This is a genomic window from Pseudomonadota bacterium (assembly GCA_030859565.1).
GTDB lineage: Bacteria > Pseudomonadota > Gammaproteobacteria > JACCXJ01 > JACCXJ01 > USCg-Taylor.
Window position 1 is genome coordinate 1 of the sequence record JALZJW010000036.1, and the last position, 13,569, is coordinate 13,569.

Genomic DNA, 13,569 nt, shown 5'->3' on the forward strand with positions numbered 1-13,569 from the left:
ATTTTTTCTCTTTGGCGTCCTCGCGCCGGTAGCCCTTGATCTCGACGATGAGGTGCAGGAGATCATCGGCGCCGTAGCCGTCATCCACCAGTGCGATGAAGTCGGGCCGATACTTGCGCGTCTCCGAGCCGTAGCGGTAAGGTACCTCAACACCGAGGTTGTGGTTCTTGACATAGGCCCGGACACGCGGGTGCGCCTCCGCTACGCGGCAGAACTCTGCTTCCCAATCGCTGTCGAGAACGACCCAGTTGACATGGCAGCGGCGGGCGTCGGATTCCCAGCGCAGGGTTTTCGAGGTATTGAAACGGACATGCGCGGTGGAGCCGGTAGGGTTATAAGGATCGAGCACGGCCTGGATCGGGCGCTCGCCCACGAACGCGCGGGTGATCCCGGTGGTGATGCGGTTACAGGCCATGTCGGCCAGCTCCTGGTACATGAGCAGCGCGGGATAGGTTGCGCCTTTGCAGATCAGGAAGCCATCCAGCCATTGTCTGGTGATGCGCTTCAACTGGCCGAAGAGGTGGAGCTTAGGCGCTTCGCCGAGATCGCGCCATTTGGTGTAAAGCAGTCGCTGGGTGAGATGGAACAGCAGCGTGGAGGGCCGCAGGTCTCCCAGGTGCTCCAGACTGAGATCGACGGATTCGCCGATGATGCCTGCGTTTTTGGTGATAGACGGGCCAACCAGATCCGGGGTTAGCTCCAGCACGGAATCGTCATTGAACTCGGCGCTCAGCCGTTCTTCGGGCAGTTCGACACGATAGCCTTCGACGCGCGGGAAGCGGATTTCGAGCGCATCGCGATCGGGCCGCATAGCTTTGACTTGGATGGTCTCGCGCGGCGGCTGTGGCGGCGCGACCACCGGTTTGGCGGTGAAGTCGAAGGGGATCCCCAACGCGTCGGCATATTCCACATTGAAAAGACCTTCTTCGTTCAGGTCGTAGGACTGGCGGCGGAGCGCCCGCCCGATGACCTGCTCGCACAAGAGCTGGGTACCGAAGGCGCGCACGCCGAGCACGTGGGTGACGGTATTGGCATCCCAGCCCTCGGTGAGCATCGAGACGGAAACGACGCAACGGATCGATCCACCCAACTGGCCGTACTTACCGACCGTGTTCATCACTTCGCGGAGCAGTGTCACATCATCGAGTTCTTTCCCCTCTTGCACTTCGTCGGCGAGTTGGCCGCCGCGTTCTAGGATCTCGCGGCGGAAGCGCTCGATCTCGTCGGCGGCCATCCCGCGGAAATTGTCATCCAGCGCCTCGCCGGATTCGAGCTGCTTGCTGTCGATGAGCAGCGTGTTGGGGCGCGCGAGCGGGTTGCCGTGCTCGTCGAAATTGCGGAATAGCGCGAGGCGGCCGTTTTCGAGCGTCGTCGAACCATCGTCGTTCTGGCGATGGAAGCCGGAAATGAAGTCGTACACCAACTTGGAGATTGCGGTGTTCTGGCAGACGACGATAAAGCAGGGTGGCACACGGATCTTGGCTTGTTCCCACAGCTTGTAAGTCTTCTCGTAGTGCCCGTACAACGCTTGAAGGGCTGTTTGCAACCGCGCAGGCAGCGCAAGGGGATCGAGCACCTCTGCTTTTCCACGGCCTTTCCTCGGCATGTCCTTACGGATGTTCTCCCAGAGATTACGGAACATGGGCATCTCATCGCCGGGTATGTTTTGTGCGACGGGGACGCGCGGCAATTTCACGATGCCGCACTCGATGGCGTCCATCAGCGAGAAGTCGCTCATCGTCCACGGGAAGAGCGTGCCCTCGGCATAGCCTGAGCCGCGCAGAAAGAACGGGGTCGCGGACAAGTCGATCACGCGTGCCACGCCGAGCTTACGATTCACAACCTCGAGGCCGGAGATCCAGAGTCGGGCGGCTTCGTTGTTCTTCTCGGCCTCCTTTTTGTCATCGCCTTTCAGGTCTTTCTCGTCATCGGCTCCCGGCTTCTCGCGGTAACAGTGATGGGCTTCATCGTTCAGCACGAGGATGTTCTTTATGCCCATGAGATCGGGCATCACCCGCTGCAACATCTGGCCCTCGGTTTCGAGAGTGTTCAGCTCTTCGCCTCGCCCTTGGAGCAGCGAGCGTCCGCCCTTGGAGAGATCGATGCGCTCACGGCGCTTGAAGGCGTGATAGTTGGTGATCACGATCTTGGCACGGTTCACCTCATCCAGCAGGTCGCCCGGAACCAATTCACGGCTCTGGTAGTAGCTGTCCGGATCATTCGGTTGGAGGACTCGCAGGCGATCCTTGATCGTGAGGCCCGGTGCGACGATAAGAAAGCCGCGCGCAAAGCGTTTGCTCTGCGGTCGCCGCACCGCGTTGATGGTTTGCCAGGCGATGAGCATCGCCATGACGGTGGTTTTGCCCGCGCCGGTGGCCAGCTTCAGCGCGAAGCGCATGAGCTCCGGGTTGGCGTCGTTGTTGGCATTGGCTAAGTGCTCAAGAAATCTCCCGCCAATCTTGTCCACCTGCGGCGCGACTTCAGTTAGCCAGATGGCGGTTTCCACTGCCTCGACCTGACAATAGAAAGGACGGATGCTGCTGTATGTGTGATGCCGCCAGTGCTGCAGCAGGCGGGCTGTCTCCGGCGTCACCCGCCAGTCGTTGGGATTCGGCAAGCGTCGCCACTGGTCCACCTGCTGGCGAACGGAATTGATGGTGGCTGTGTGGTCGTATCGCTGCTCCGCTGTGGAGAGCCCTTTGCCATCGTCGAATAGCAAAGAGGTCTGTTCAGCCGAACCCTTCCGCTTTTTGGGCTTCGGAATCGGTGTGATGAACTCCGCTCGACGGCGGCGTTCGATGATTCTTTGAGTCGGCTGTCCCTGATCATCAAGGTCCCAGTGACGAGACGGGTACTCATAGGGAGAGTTGAGAATGGGCCTTTCGAAGAACTGGTTATTCATGGCTTTGTGAGGGACACGATAATGAAGGCAAAATCTGTCTCAGTTCTTGCCTCGTTCTCCGAATCTCATCGCGATTTTCTTACATCGCTTATTCGAACATTGTACTAGGTTCGCGTATTATCTTTCGCCGCGTGCATGGCGTGTATTAGACCCGATTTCCGGTGGTATTGAAAACGGATTAATGATAAGACAATGCAGCTTGCTTAATCGCGTGTAACGACTTGGGGTCTACTTATGAACGGCGTTCGATGGAAAGAGCTTTCCTACCTTGTCGCATTGCTGGCCGGAATGCTCGCGCCGGAGGCGCAGGCATTCGATGCACGCGCCTACCGGCTGGTCGATCTTACCCACCCGTTTAACAAGGAAACGATCTATTGGCCCACCGAACCGCTGCATTTCGAGCTCACACGCCTCGCTTACGGTGATACGCCCGCGGGTTATTTTTATAGCGCGAACACCTTCTGCGCTCCCGAGCACGGCGGCACCCATATCGACGCGCCGATCCATTTCGCACAAAGCAAACGCACGTTGGAAGCCCTGCCTCTGGAACAACTGATCGCTCCGGCAATCGTGATCGACATTGCGCGCAAAACGCTCAGCGATCGCGATTATCGGCTCACGCGACAAGACGTGCTTGATTTCGAACGCGCGCACGGCGTCATCGCGCCAGAGAGCATCATTTTGTTGCGGACGGGGTGGAGCCGTTTCTGGCCCGACCGCAAGCGCTACCTGGGCGACGACCGGCGCGGTGCGGCCGCGAGGCTCCGTTTCCCGAGCTATGGCGAAAAGGCCGCACGCCTGTTGGTCGAAGCACGCAGGGTCGCGGCACTCGGAGTGGACACCGCCTCGATCGACTATGGGCGCTCCAAGGATTTCATCGTCCACCGGATCGCCGCGGCAAAGAATGTTCCGGGGTTAGAGAATCTCACGGGATTGGAAGCGCTTCCCCCGCGGGGTGCGACGCTCATCGCGCTGCCGATGAAGATCGAAGGCGGCTCGGGCGGGCCGGTCCGCGTCGTGGCGCTGGTTCCTAAGCGCTGATTATGCGGGGTCAGCCGAGCGTTCTGGAAGCTTGAATTAAGATTTCACTGGACAGGGAACTGCTTGGCAAACCCGGCCAAGGTCATGTTCTGCGCGATAGCATCGTGCGGGATCAGGACGTACGTCCAGGGTTTTCCACCGGATGTCTTGGCATAGCCGGTCGCCTGCCGGCACCACTTGACCACGACATCTTTCTTGGCGGTCACGTCGGCGTCGTTCATCTGGGGGCGCGCCTTGGGTTCAAGCATGTTGATCGCGTCCTGGGTTTCGGCGACGAAGTCAGGCTGGTACTCGCGATGATCGCCGGTCCAGCTAAGCGGCCTTGGCCGTGTCTAGCCCCATAACCCCGATTCCCTTTATAGCACCTGGACCGACGAACCGACGAGCAACACCATGGCTATGGCGGTTGGTGTAAACGTCAGGGCCATACCGGCCACCCGGAATCTAAAGTCTTCATCTTCTTGGCTAACACCATATGCGTGGCATACCCGGCCAGTGATCAACATCAAGCAGAGCGTGTGAACAATTATGGGTGAGAACTGCTGCATTTCGACAAATGTCACCAATATCAAGGCCAAGGGCACATACTCGGAAAAATTAGCATGAACGCGAATGGCACGCCGCAACCGTAAGCTATCGCCGTCCCCAACCGCAACCCTCTGTTGACGCCGCGTTCGTATGACGCGCACGCTTAAAATTATAAAAAGAGCAGTCAATAGTGCGGCATAAAGTGGAACTATCGATATACTCATGTAAGCATCCTGTACGTCGCGTGGTCCCAGGAAAAGAAAATGCCAGGGCTGCTTAAGGCCGGAAGCGCCGAACCTTCAAGCCTAACTATCAAATGAATTACAAATCTTTCGTCATGCACATCGCGCAGTGGCTAACACGAATGCGTTTTGCACGTTACGTCAACGTGATCTGAAGTTCTGAAGAATAAAGAAAAGGGAGATACGCTGCAAGGTGTGCTATATGACCGATCTGTCGTAAAAGAAAGAGGCGCTAAGCGGCGTTTGCGCGAAGCGAGAAAGCTAAAACAACGTGTTAGCGCAAAGAGTTGCGGAGGGGTCGCGAGGGATACACCGCAAGGCGACTCGGGTCCAAGTGGGAACTAATCGGTGAACGGGTTAAGAGCAGAATAGGCTGCGCTCGCCCACGGTGGTTTAAGGAGCGCATCCACTTCCAATTTCTCAAGCGGATCTAAAATCCTACCCACCCAGAACTAACCCTCTTGGACACCCTCTGCAAAGACTCAAAGAATCACGCTGAAATCATGAATTTATAGATAGCGAGTGATGAAAATCGAACCCACGTTCTCAGCTTGGAAAGTGATGACTGGGTCGCATGTACGCCAGCGACCGTGTCCCGACGGTGGGACGGCGAGCCGACGCCCCTGCAACTGGCCCTGGCCCGCGGGCACCGGTGGCTGGCCATACTGGAGTCGGGCAAGGTGAAGTCCCTCCGGGAGATTGCCAGGAAGGAGGGAGTCGACAGCAGCTACGTGAGCCGGAGGGCCAACCTGACCGCCCTGGCACCGGACATCGTGGCGGTGATCCTTGACGAAAGTTTGCCGCCGGATGTCACGCTGTTTGATATAGCAGTTGATCCGCCGGGGCTGTGGGATGAGCACCGACGGCCGATCGGGATTTCACTCTAGCGTTTAGAGGCGTACGTCATTAGCATAAGCCTCGTCTCGCGGCTTGAAACTGTGTCCATCGACGGAGGAAATTTACCATGACGCATAGAAAGTTTCCTGTGTACTTGCTCTTGGGGTTATTAGCGCTCTACTCCCAAACGGGGGCTGCGGACTACGGCACCTTTGGCCCGAGCGAGTTTTCAAAAGCCCGAAAAGAAGTCGTATTGATTCCCTGGAATTCAGAGGTCGGAAAAAAGCTGTTCGAACGGGCCAAATATAGGCAGGATTTCTTCCAGTTGGCCCAGACGTATCAACCGCAGATTAATCCGGGGTATTGCGGTATCGCAAGCTCGGTCATGGTTCTCAATGCCTTGCGACTCCATGAAAATACTGCTCCAAATCAACCGGAACTCGCAGTTCAAGCACCCAAAGCATTTGGAGGGGGTACGTTTACCTTCCCCAGTTACTCTCAGCTGACCTTCTTGAACGTTGAAACCGATCGCGTTAAGCCAAGGCAGCTCATTGAACTCAAAAACATCACGAAAGAGAACGAGATGAACCTGTCAGCGTTCGATCCTGGAGTGACATTGGTGCAACTACAGCGCCTCCTAGAAGTTTATAAAACAGAGGTTCAGCTCCGGTATGCCTCCGATGAAAACACCCAACGCGATTCGCAACTATTTCGAGAAACAGCAAAGACCGTCCTAGCTGATCACGAACGCTTTCTTATCGTGAATTTCAACGGTAGGAGCCTGGGAACGACCACAAGTGGGCATATTACCCCAGTGGTAGCCTATGATAGTCTCAGTGACTCTGTCTTACTAATGGATGTCGCAAGCCACAAAAATCCATGGTACTGGGTTCCTGTCCACCATCTTTATCAGGCCATGCATACCAAAGACGGAGATCATTACCGAGGCTACCTAATTGTCTCGGACAAGGATTAGCCGGACCGGATGAATAGGTTTAGCGTAAGGAACCAGAACGCGCACGTTCCATCATTGCCCGAGCCAATACCCGTGCTCACCAACAGGCCGGATATATATATACCTGCAGTCTTCCTTTACACCCCATCATCGATCCTCACCTTGCAAACCGGGTGGAGTCCATATATACGCTTGCTGAGATACCAAGGCGGGTGCCTTATTAGCCAGCTCGCCATGACATTTCCTCCGGTCTGGTCGATTTTATTTGTTAAGAGGCGCATTCGAGGGATCTTATGGTGCCTCAACCCAAGGTTTTGTTATCTTCAAGCGCCTTCAATTCCAGCCCCTCAATCTCCTGCAACGACTTGCCCGCGATCCCCTGCAGGTCCCCGTACATGCCAACCGTCGCCTGCATCACGCGGTCGATCTGCTCTTCCCGCTTGGCCCATTGCTTCGTGATAGTCTTCTTCTCGCGATCGATATCCTCCTGCATGCAGGAGAACGCCTCGACGATGGCCTGCATACGAAGGCGGAAACGCGGACCGGTGAGGTACTGATAGACCATCTCCATCTTGGTCTGCTGGCCTTCGGCTGCTTGGCGCGCCATCGCGAGTTCCACAAGGGATTGACGAAGCGTCGCCGCGACCGGGATGGCAACGCGCGGATGCGCCACCCATACGTGATCGATCAAATCGAAGGATTCAACATCCGTCGGTAGAACTTGACTGATGATGACGGCGATTTCGGCTTTCGCGGCCCTTTGGTCTTCGCGAAGTTTCCCGAGCCAGCCGTCGCTCCAGTTCTTGGTACGCTTGCATTCCCACAGGATTGTGCCGCATAGCTGGCCGAGCGGCCCGATGACTCGATGCAGTACATCGCCGCCATGTTCCCCCTTGGGTACGGGCTCGATCGTGTCGCGCGGAAACCTTGCGGACAGTAGGGATTCGAGATCCAGTTCCTGCACCTCGCCCTGAAGCTGCTGTGACCCTTGCTCGGCCTTGCGCTTGAGGTCCTCGATTCTCTTCTGCATCGCGGCGATAATTTGTTCCTTTTCCATCACCTTAAACTTAAGTTGCTCCTCGGCCTCCTTGCGCGCCTGTTCACGAGTGGCGCCAAGTCCCTCTTGGACACGCTTTTCGACCGTCAAGTCGAGCTCGCGCTTTGCGTCGTCGAGCTCGCGCTGCTTGCGGATAAGTTCGGCTTGGGCTTTCTGGGCCTCGGCGAGCTTCGCTTCTCGCTGATTCAGGATTTCTTGAAGTTCAGTGATTTCCTTGGTCTTCTGATCAAGGTCGGCCGCCAGGGCAATTTTTGCCTTCTTAGCTTCATCTGCCGCAATCTTCGCACGCTCCTGCAGCAATTTCTCGGCGACTTGGTCGTCTATCGTTTCCTTCGCCTTGGCGACAGCCTCTTCACGTTCACGCAGCGATGTCTCGCGATTAGCAATGTCAACGTCCTTCTTGGCCAGGCGTTGCTCGTAGTCGCGGCGGGTCGCCTCGATAAGCGGAGCCGCAAGGGACTCTGTCAGCTTGATCTCAGCCTTGCAGTTCGGACAGGTGATCGTTGCTTCCGTCATGGGCAAACCTTTTTCGCCTTTTGTTTTGTCATCGGCGCCACTTGTACGACGTAGTGTCCAAGGGCGGCAGGAGGTAATCGCCGGCACCGGATTGAGGTTATTATTGTTGGCCTTGACCTGTTACCGGCAGCCTGCTTGCATCGCTTAGCATAAGGAATCCAATCACTTTTTTCACGCGTTTCTTGCGCCGCCGGGGCACCGGATCTCTTATGGAATTGTGCCGAAAGCGCGGGATAATGCGAATAAATTCCTAAGGTCGATACTCCATTGCGATTGAGGTACCCCGATGTCCAGTCAAGCGATTCCGCCTCTCCCCTCCACCCCCCACTGGCAGGCGCTTGCGCAACATTGGCAAGCAATATCGCCGCTACGGATCAGGGATTTGTTTCGCGAGGATCCCGGCCGCTTCACGCGGTTTTCCATCGAGGCGGGGCCGCTGTTTCTCGACTATTCAAAAAACCGCATCACCGCGGATACCCTACCCCTCCTCACGGCGCTGGCGCGCGCCGCGGGCGTGCCGGAGGCCATCGAAAGGATGTTTCGCGGCGAGCGGATCAGCAGCACCGAGCAGCGGGCGGCACTACATACCGCCCTGCGCAATCGCTCCGATACACCCGTTTACATGGACGGCGAAGACGTCATGCCGGGCGTTCGCGCGGTGCTGGCCAAGATGCGGAGCTTTTCCGAGGCGGTCCATGCGGGTGAATACCGCGGTCATGGCGGCAGCTCGATCACCGACATCGTCAACATCGGGATCGGCGGCTCACACCTCGGCCCGCTCATGGCAACGCGTGGGCTAAGACCCTACCGCAAAGGCGACATGCACGTGCACTTTGTTTCCAACATCGATCCGGCCGATCTCGGCGAGGTCCTAGAGCAGATCGATCCGGGCTCGACTTTATTCATCATCGCATCCAAGACCTTCACGACACTCGAAACCCTCACCAACGCCGAAGCCGCCAAGCGCTGGTTTTTCGATCGCATCGGGGATCCCGCGGCTGTCGGCCGCCACTTCCTCGCTGTGTCGACCAACCTCGAGGCCACCCGGCGCTTCGGGATCGATGACGACAGGGTTTTCCAATTTTGGGATTGGGCGGGTGGACGCTTCTCGCTCTGGTCGGCGATCGGCCTGCCGATCGCGCTGTGCGTCGGGATGGATAGGTTCGAGCAACTCCTCGAAGGCGCCCACCGAATGGACCGGCACTTTCGAACGGCTCCGCTCGAGCGTAACTTGCCCGCGGTGCTTGCGTTGCTCTCGATCTGGTATACCAATTTCTTCGGAGCGCAGACGCATGCCGTGGTACCGTACGATCAGCACCTGGAGTTCTTGCCTGCCTATTTGCAGCAACTGGCGATGGAGAGCAACGGTAAGCGCGTCACCGCGGGCGGACAAGTGATCGACTACGCCACGGCGCCGGTCCTCTGGGGCGCCCCCGGGACGAACGGCCAGCACGCTTTCTTCCAGCTCCTGCACCAGGGCACCGTGTTCGTGCCGGTGGATTTCATGACGCCCTTGCAGGGCTATTACCGGATCGGCCGGCAGCACGAGCTATTATTCGCGAACTGCGTCGCTCAATCCGAGGCGTTGATGCGCGGCAAGGGCGAGGACGAAGTGCGCGCCGAGCTGGCGACGGCGGGGCTCCCGTCGCCGACCGTTGAGTCGTTGCTACCGCACAAGGTGTTCCCCGGGAACAAACCGAGCAACACCTTGGTTTACGAAAGATTAACTCCCGAGACGCTGGGCGCGCTGATCGCCGCCTATGAGCACAAGACCTTCGTCGAAGGCGTGATCTGGGGGATCAACTCCTTCGATCAATGGGGCGTCGAGCTCGGTAAACAGCTTGCCACGCGGGTCGCGTCCGAGTTAGAAGCACAAGCAATCGGCACCGATCACGACGGCTCGACGCGCGGGCTAATGCATCGATACATCCGTGCCCGTCACGGTGACCCGGTTCCGGACTAAGGAAACCCTAACCCACATCTTGTAATCCCGCTCGTGCCGATACGGACATCCGAGAAGCGAGTGTTAAAAAAACCCCTGCCGCAATCGCGGTCACGACGGCCGCCGTCACTAAGGCGGCGTTCCAGCCCTGCCACTCCCACAATAACCCTAAGCCGACCGCGCCCGGCAAGGCGAACAAGCTCGATACCAAATGATAAAGCCCGAAAGCCGTGCCCTTCTGAGCGTTCGGCGCATAGTCGCCGATGAGCGCCCGTTCCGCGCCTTCGGAGCAGGCCAGGGCGGCGCCGTAGGCAACGAAGAGGCACCAGACCGCGACGGGTCCCTCGCCCAGCGTCATGATTAGCACGATCACCGCGATGCGTCCGCTCCATCCGGCCACAACGACAGCCACCCGCCCCAACCGGTCGGAGAGATCGCCGGCGACGTAGGCAAGAATCGACTTGCAGGCATGCGCCAGCATCCACAACAACGGGATCGCCGCATTGCCTACGCCGTGCTCGGTAGCCCAGAGCACCAGGAACGCCTCGGGCACGGTGGCCAGCGCGAGCACACCGGTCGAAAGTATTAATCCCCGGAGCGGCCACGCGAGCCCTTGCCAGCTGAGCGGGGATCGCTCCGCGCGGAAGGCGATCACGGGCTGAGGTAAGCCGCGCCACAGCAAGAGCATCGCCAGGATCCCCGGGACGACGGAGAGCATGAACACTGATTGCATCTCCACGCCCGCATACAGTAAGGCGAACGCAATCGCCGCTCCGAGCATGGCACCGGCATGATCCATACCGCGATGAAAGCCAAAAGCACGGCCGCGGTCTACCACGCTCACGGCAATCATGGCGTCACGCGGCGAGGTACGCAGCCCCTTGCCGATGCGATCGAGCGCTCGCAGGACGAGGACCCAAGTCCACCCAAACGCCAGGCCGAGCAGCGGCCGCACGCTGTTCGAGAGCCCGTACCCCCCTAACACCAAGCGCCTGGCGCGCCACCCCCGATCCACGAGCCAACCCGACACGAGCTTGAGGATGCTCGACAGCGACTCGGCGATGCCCTCGACCAGGCCGACGATTGCCGGGCCCGCCCCGAGCGCGGACACCAGAAAAATCGGCAGGAGCGGCGTGATCATCTCGCTCGCGGCGTCGTTTAGGAATGAGACCAGGCCTAAGACGACGACGGTTCGCGGGAGTCGCGGGGCCATTGCGAAATCCAGTGATTAAATTACCCCAGATGCTTCAGCTGGCGGACGGCTAGCACGTACAAACCGGGAGTTACCTGAAGGTCAGAGAATTTATGCGGACGACAGATGACGATATCTGACGGACAGTTCCCTCCGGACTCTACATTACAAAACGTTCGCATCGGAAAAATGCTATTGAGCTTCGCCGACCAAGGTGAAGGCCCCCCAGTCGCGGGGCTTTGGGTAGCGCTGTTTAGTATCCAGCATCGCTTGGCGTAGCGCGACGGATTTGTCGTGGCCCTCGCGATCTCGTCATGAGTACCGACGTCGCTGTATCCGGGACTTTCCATAGAGAGACGACAACACTCGGGGCCCCGCTACGATCACCGATCGCGAGAGACCAATGACGCCATCGCCCGAAATATGGCCGCGGCCCGTGTCACACGCGCTTAAAACCACGAGTTCAGTTTTGAGTTCCATATTTAGGATCTCTTCAGCCGTCAACAGGCAATCGGTTCTGCTCCAGTCGCTGAGCATCTTTTGCTTAAGTACTCCCTTAACCCAGGCTACGTGTACTAAGTAGACTCATAGCCACCTCCGCAGGTCATTGAGACCTATCACGTTCTCTTCGCGTGCCTCTGCCATCCGTGAGTGCCCTCTCCAATACACGATAACTGATCGTTTATCTCCCGCTTTATCGGACCCTCCCGCGCGACCGGCAAGAGGGTTGCCTAACTACACCGCTGCGGCTTCGCACCTGTACGAGCCTGGCAACGTTCAAACCCGCTTACGCTTGCTCAGCCGTTTGCGGTTGGCCACGGCACGCGCATGTACCGGCTTTAAGCCCTTGCGTGCGCATTGCACGAGGCTCGAGCCGAGCTTGGGTGATCCGGCGGCGGCCCGGTTGACCGCCGCGCTTCTCCGTGGCACCATGCCTCGCCGGTCCACGGCAATCATCGCTTGCAGACCGGCCAGCATTTGACGAGCGGCAATTTCGGCACCACGCGCCTGCAGGCTTCAAAGGGCGGGAGCCATGGCAGCCACCGATTCCGCCGCGGCTTCGAACTTCTCCTCCACCATGCGCGTGAATTCGCGCCGATCGCGGGCCGAGGGCTTGGTCCCGGCGCGGGCCAGGCGGTCCGCTCGATGGCCGATCACGTAGACCGAAGCCCCAAGCATCTCCCCGGTCTTCACAGCCAGATCGAACCACGGCGCCCAAGCAAAGGGCCGCGCCCTGCAGGTGTAAGCAAGCCCCGATATCCTGTTACCACCCTTCTTCAAGAACCTTACCTCGTCGTCAAAAAAGCGGCCGGTGTGCTCGCAGCGTCAACAGTTTAACCAGCGACGTTAGACTCCAAGGATTGTGAATAAGTATTGCGATCCTGGCCGTTCGCAGTAACAGTAGCATGTCTAGCGGGTTGAAGTCCCGTCCAAGGGGTTGTCCGTACACCTCGGTAGCATGAGGAAGCGGCGTTGGAGCAATCCGGGGTCGTGAGTTTTCAAACAGCAAAGTATCAGGCCGTAACGTAAGTGAACCTATGAGTAGCTTCGTAAACGAATTGGAGAAGCCGACCCTGTGGCCAGAAGGGGAAGGCCGTTGGATGGGTGCCGCAATAACGACATTTTGGTGCCCGGACGGGAGCGCCTAGTTGGCGCGCGTGCAAAGGGAAACCGTACATGAAGATGGCAGTGCACGGGTCTGGATGGTAGGGTATGCGGGCTACTGACCGCCGCCCGCTGGCGGGTGAAACCATCAGCGCCGGATCGATAGTCCGGTTCTTCCCGATTCTAACTTCGGCATCCCGCCCTCTATGCGCGCATCTGCAACAGGCGATGTTTCCACCGGAACAATAAGATGCGTCCCAACCAACGTTTCGGCGGGAAAGGGAGAATCCTTCCAACCATTTGCTTTGGCTTCGTCCATGTCGCCTTGAGTTTCAACAATCTTGGATTTGTGCTTCTGATGGTAAATCCAAGCTGGTAAAGTTTGCATAGTAGTCTCCGTTTAGGCGAACAGACAGCCGCCTATAGAAAGGTAAAGTCTGGAATTGTCCCTCCAATCGCGGCGACGACCCGGCAGGTATCTGGCACACATCCGAGACCGCCTCGTCCAGTGACAGGTGGTGCGGCCGAGGCGCCGTTGCTTGCGGGGATCGATATCTCGGGCCGGTCACCCATCGGTCGCACCAACTCTCACTGGGTGTAGTCATCCGATTTCTCCCTCACGTTTGCAACGATATAAAAAAGGGGGCAAGACCGGTGCCAGCGCTTTTATAACTGCAACATCTCTCGCAATATTAGTGAGTTATGTAGTTTCATCGAATCTAGGATTGGTCTGGGATCGCGGCGATCAGGCA

11 protein-coding genes and 2 pseudogenes are annotated in these 13,569 nt (G+C 58.1%); 4 read left to right on the top strand and 9 right to left on the bottom strand.

Annotated elements, in window-relative coordinates; all coding sequences use genetic code 11:
• Positions 1-2,902 (bottom strand): DEAD/DEAH box helicase family protein (locus M3436_07320; GenBank protein MDQ3563945.1); only part of this gene is annotated, 2,902 nt, incomplete at its 3' end.
• A 234-nt stretch (positions 2,903-3,136) separates the two neighbouring features.
• On the opposite strand from M3436_07320, the gene M3436_07325 reads away from it, so the two are divergent.
• Positions 3,137-3,943 (top strand): cyclase family protein, encoded by an 807-nt coding sequence (locus tag M3436_07325; protein ID MDQ3563946.1) that lies wholly within the window; start codon positions 3,137-3,139, stop codon positions 3,941-3,943.
• A 44-nt stretch (positions 3,944-3,987) separates the two neighbouring features.
• Here the strand turns inward: M3436_07325 and M3436_07330 are convergent, their stop codons facing one another.
• Positions 3,988-4,191 (bottom strand): hypothetical protein, encoded by a 204-nt coding sequence (locus tag M3436_07330; GenBank protein ID MDQ3563947.1) that lies wholly within the window; start codon positions 4,189-4,191, stop codon positions 3,988-3,990.
• A 108-nt stretch (positions 4,192-4,299) separates the two neighbouring features.
• Positions 4,300-4,689: an MAPEG family protein gene (locus M3436_07335; GenBank protein MDQ3563948.1), complete on the bottom strand. Its 390-nt coding sequence runs from the start codon at positions 4,687-4,689 to the stop codon at positions 4,300-4,302.
• A 620-nt stretch (positions 4,690-5,309) separates the two neighbouring features.
• On the opposite strand from M3436_07335, the pseudogene M3436_07340 reads away from it, so the two are divergent.
• Positions 5,310-5,600, top strand: a pseudogene (locus M3436_07340) (LacI family transcriptional regulator).
• Positions 5,601-5,677: 77 nt separating this feature from the next.
• Positions 5,678-6,526, top strand: a complete 849-nt coding sequence (locus M3436_07345; GenBank protein ID MDQ3563949.1) for a phytochelatin synthase family protein — start codon at positions 5,678-5,680, stop codon at positions 6,524-6,526.
• 280 nt (positions 6,527-6,806) lie between these two features.
• On the opposite strand, the gene M3436_07350 is transcribed toward M3436_07345, so the two are convergent.
• Complete coding sequence (locus M3436_07350; protein ID MDQ3563950.1) at positions 6,807-8,078, bottom strand: DUF2130 domain-containing protein; 1,272 nt, start codon at positions 8,076-8,078, stop codon at positions 6,807-6,809.
• Positions 8,079-8,364: 286 nt separating this feature from the next.
• Between M3436_07350 and pgi the strand changes: the two genes are divergently transcribed.
• Positions 8,365-10,041: a glucose-6-phosphate isomerase gene (gene pgi / locus M3436_07355; protein ID MDQ3563951.1), complete on the top strand. Its 1,677-nt coding sequence runs from the start codon at positions 8,365-8,367 to the stop codon at positions 10,039-10,041.
• A gap of 7 nt (positions 10,042-10,048) precedes the next feature.
• Here pgi and M3436_07360 read toward each other — a convergent pair whose 3' ends face one another.
• From M3436_07360 to M3436_07380, 5 genes and pseudogenes are all read right to left on the bottom strand, one after another.
• Positions 10,049-11,233 (bottom strand): MFS transporter, encoded by a 1,185-nt coding sequence (locus M3436_07360; protein ID MDQ3563952.1) that lies wholly within the window; start codon positions 11,231-11,233, stop codon positions 10,049-10,051.
• 171 nt (positions 11,234-11,404) lie between these two features.
• A pseudogene (locus M3436_07365) lies at positions 11,405-11,725 on the bottom strand (CHAT domain-containing protein).
• 264 nt (positions 11,726-11,989) lie between these two features.
• Positions 11,990-12,190 carry a hypothetical protein gene (locus tag M3436_07370; GenBank protein ID MDQ3563953.1) on the bottom strand — a complete coding sequence of 67 codons (201 nt, stop codon included), beginning with the start codon at positions 12,188-12,190 and terminating at the stop codon, positions 11,990-11,992.
• A gap of 39 nt (positions 12,191-12,229) precedes the next feature.
• Positions 12,230-12,493 carry a hypothetical protein gene (locus M3436_07375; GenBank protein MDQ3563954.1) on the bottom strand — a complete coding sequence of 88 codons (264 nt, stop codon included), beginning with the start codon at positions 12,491-12,493 and terminating at the stop codon, positions 12,230-12,232.
• 472 nt (positions 12,494-12,965) lie between these two features.
• Complete coding sequence (locus M3436_07380) at positions 12,966-13,205, bottom strand: hypothetical protein (protein MDQ3563955.1); 240 nt, start codon at positions 13,203-13,205, stop codon at positions 12,966-12,968.
• Between the last annotated feature and the right edge of the window lie 364 nt (positions 13,206-13,569).

Coding starts and splice junctions, on each gene's coding strand:
- M3436_07325 (MDQ3563946.1), top strand. CDS start 3,137: ATGAACGGCGTTCGATGGAAAGAGCTTTCCTACCTTGTCGCATTGCTG.
- M3436_07330 (MDQ3563947.1), bottom strand. CDS start 4,191: ATGCTTGAACCCAAGGCGCGCCCCCAGATGAACGACGCCGACGTGACC.
- M3436_07345 (MDQ3563949.1), top strand. CDS start 5,678: ATGACGCATAGAAAGTTTCCTGTGTACTTGCTCTTGGGGTTATTAGCG.
- M3436_07350 (MDQ3563950.1), bottom strand. CDS start 8,078: ATGACGGAAGCAACGATCACCTGTCCGAACTGCAAGGCTGAGATCAAG.
- pgi (MDQ3563951.1), top strand. CDS start 8,365: ATGTCCAGTCAAGCGATTCCGCCTCTCCCCTCCACCCCCCACTGGCAG.
- M3436_07360 (MDQ3563952.1), bottom strand. CDS start 11,233: ATGGCCCCGCGACTCCCGCGAACCGTCGTCGTCTTAGGCCTGGTCTCA.
- M3436_07370 (MDQ3563953.1), bottom strand. CDS start 12,190: ATGCTGGCCGGTCTGCAAGCGATGATTGCCGTGGACCGGCGAGGCATG.
- M3436_07380 (MDQ3563955.1), bottom strand. CDS start 13,205: ATGCAAACTTTACCAGCTTGGATTTACCATCAGAAGCACAAATCCAAG.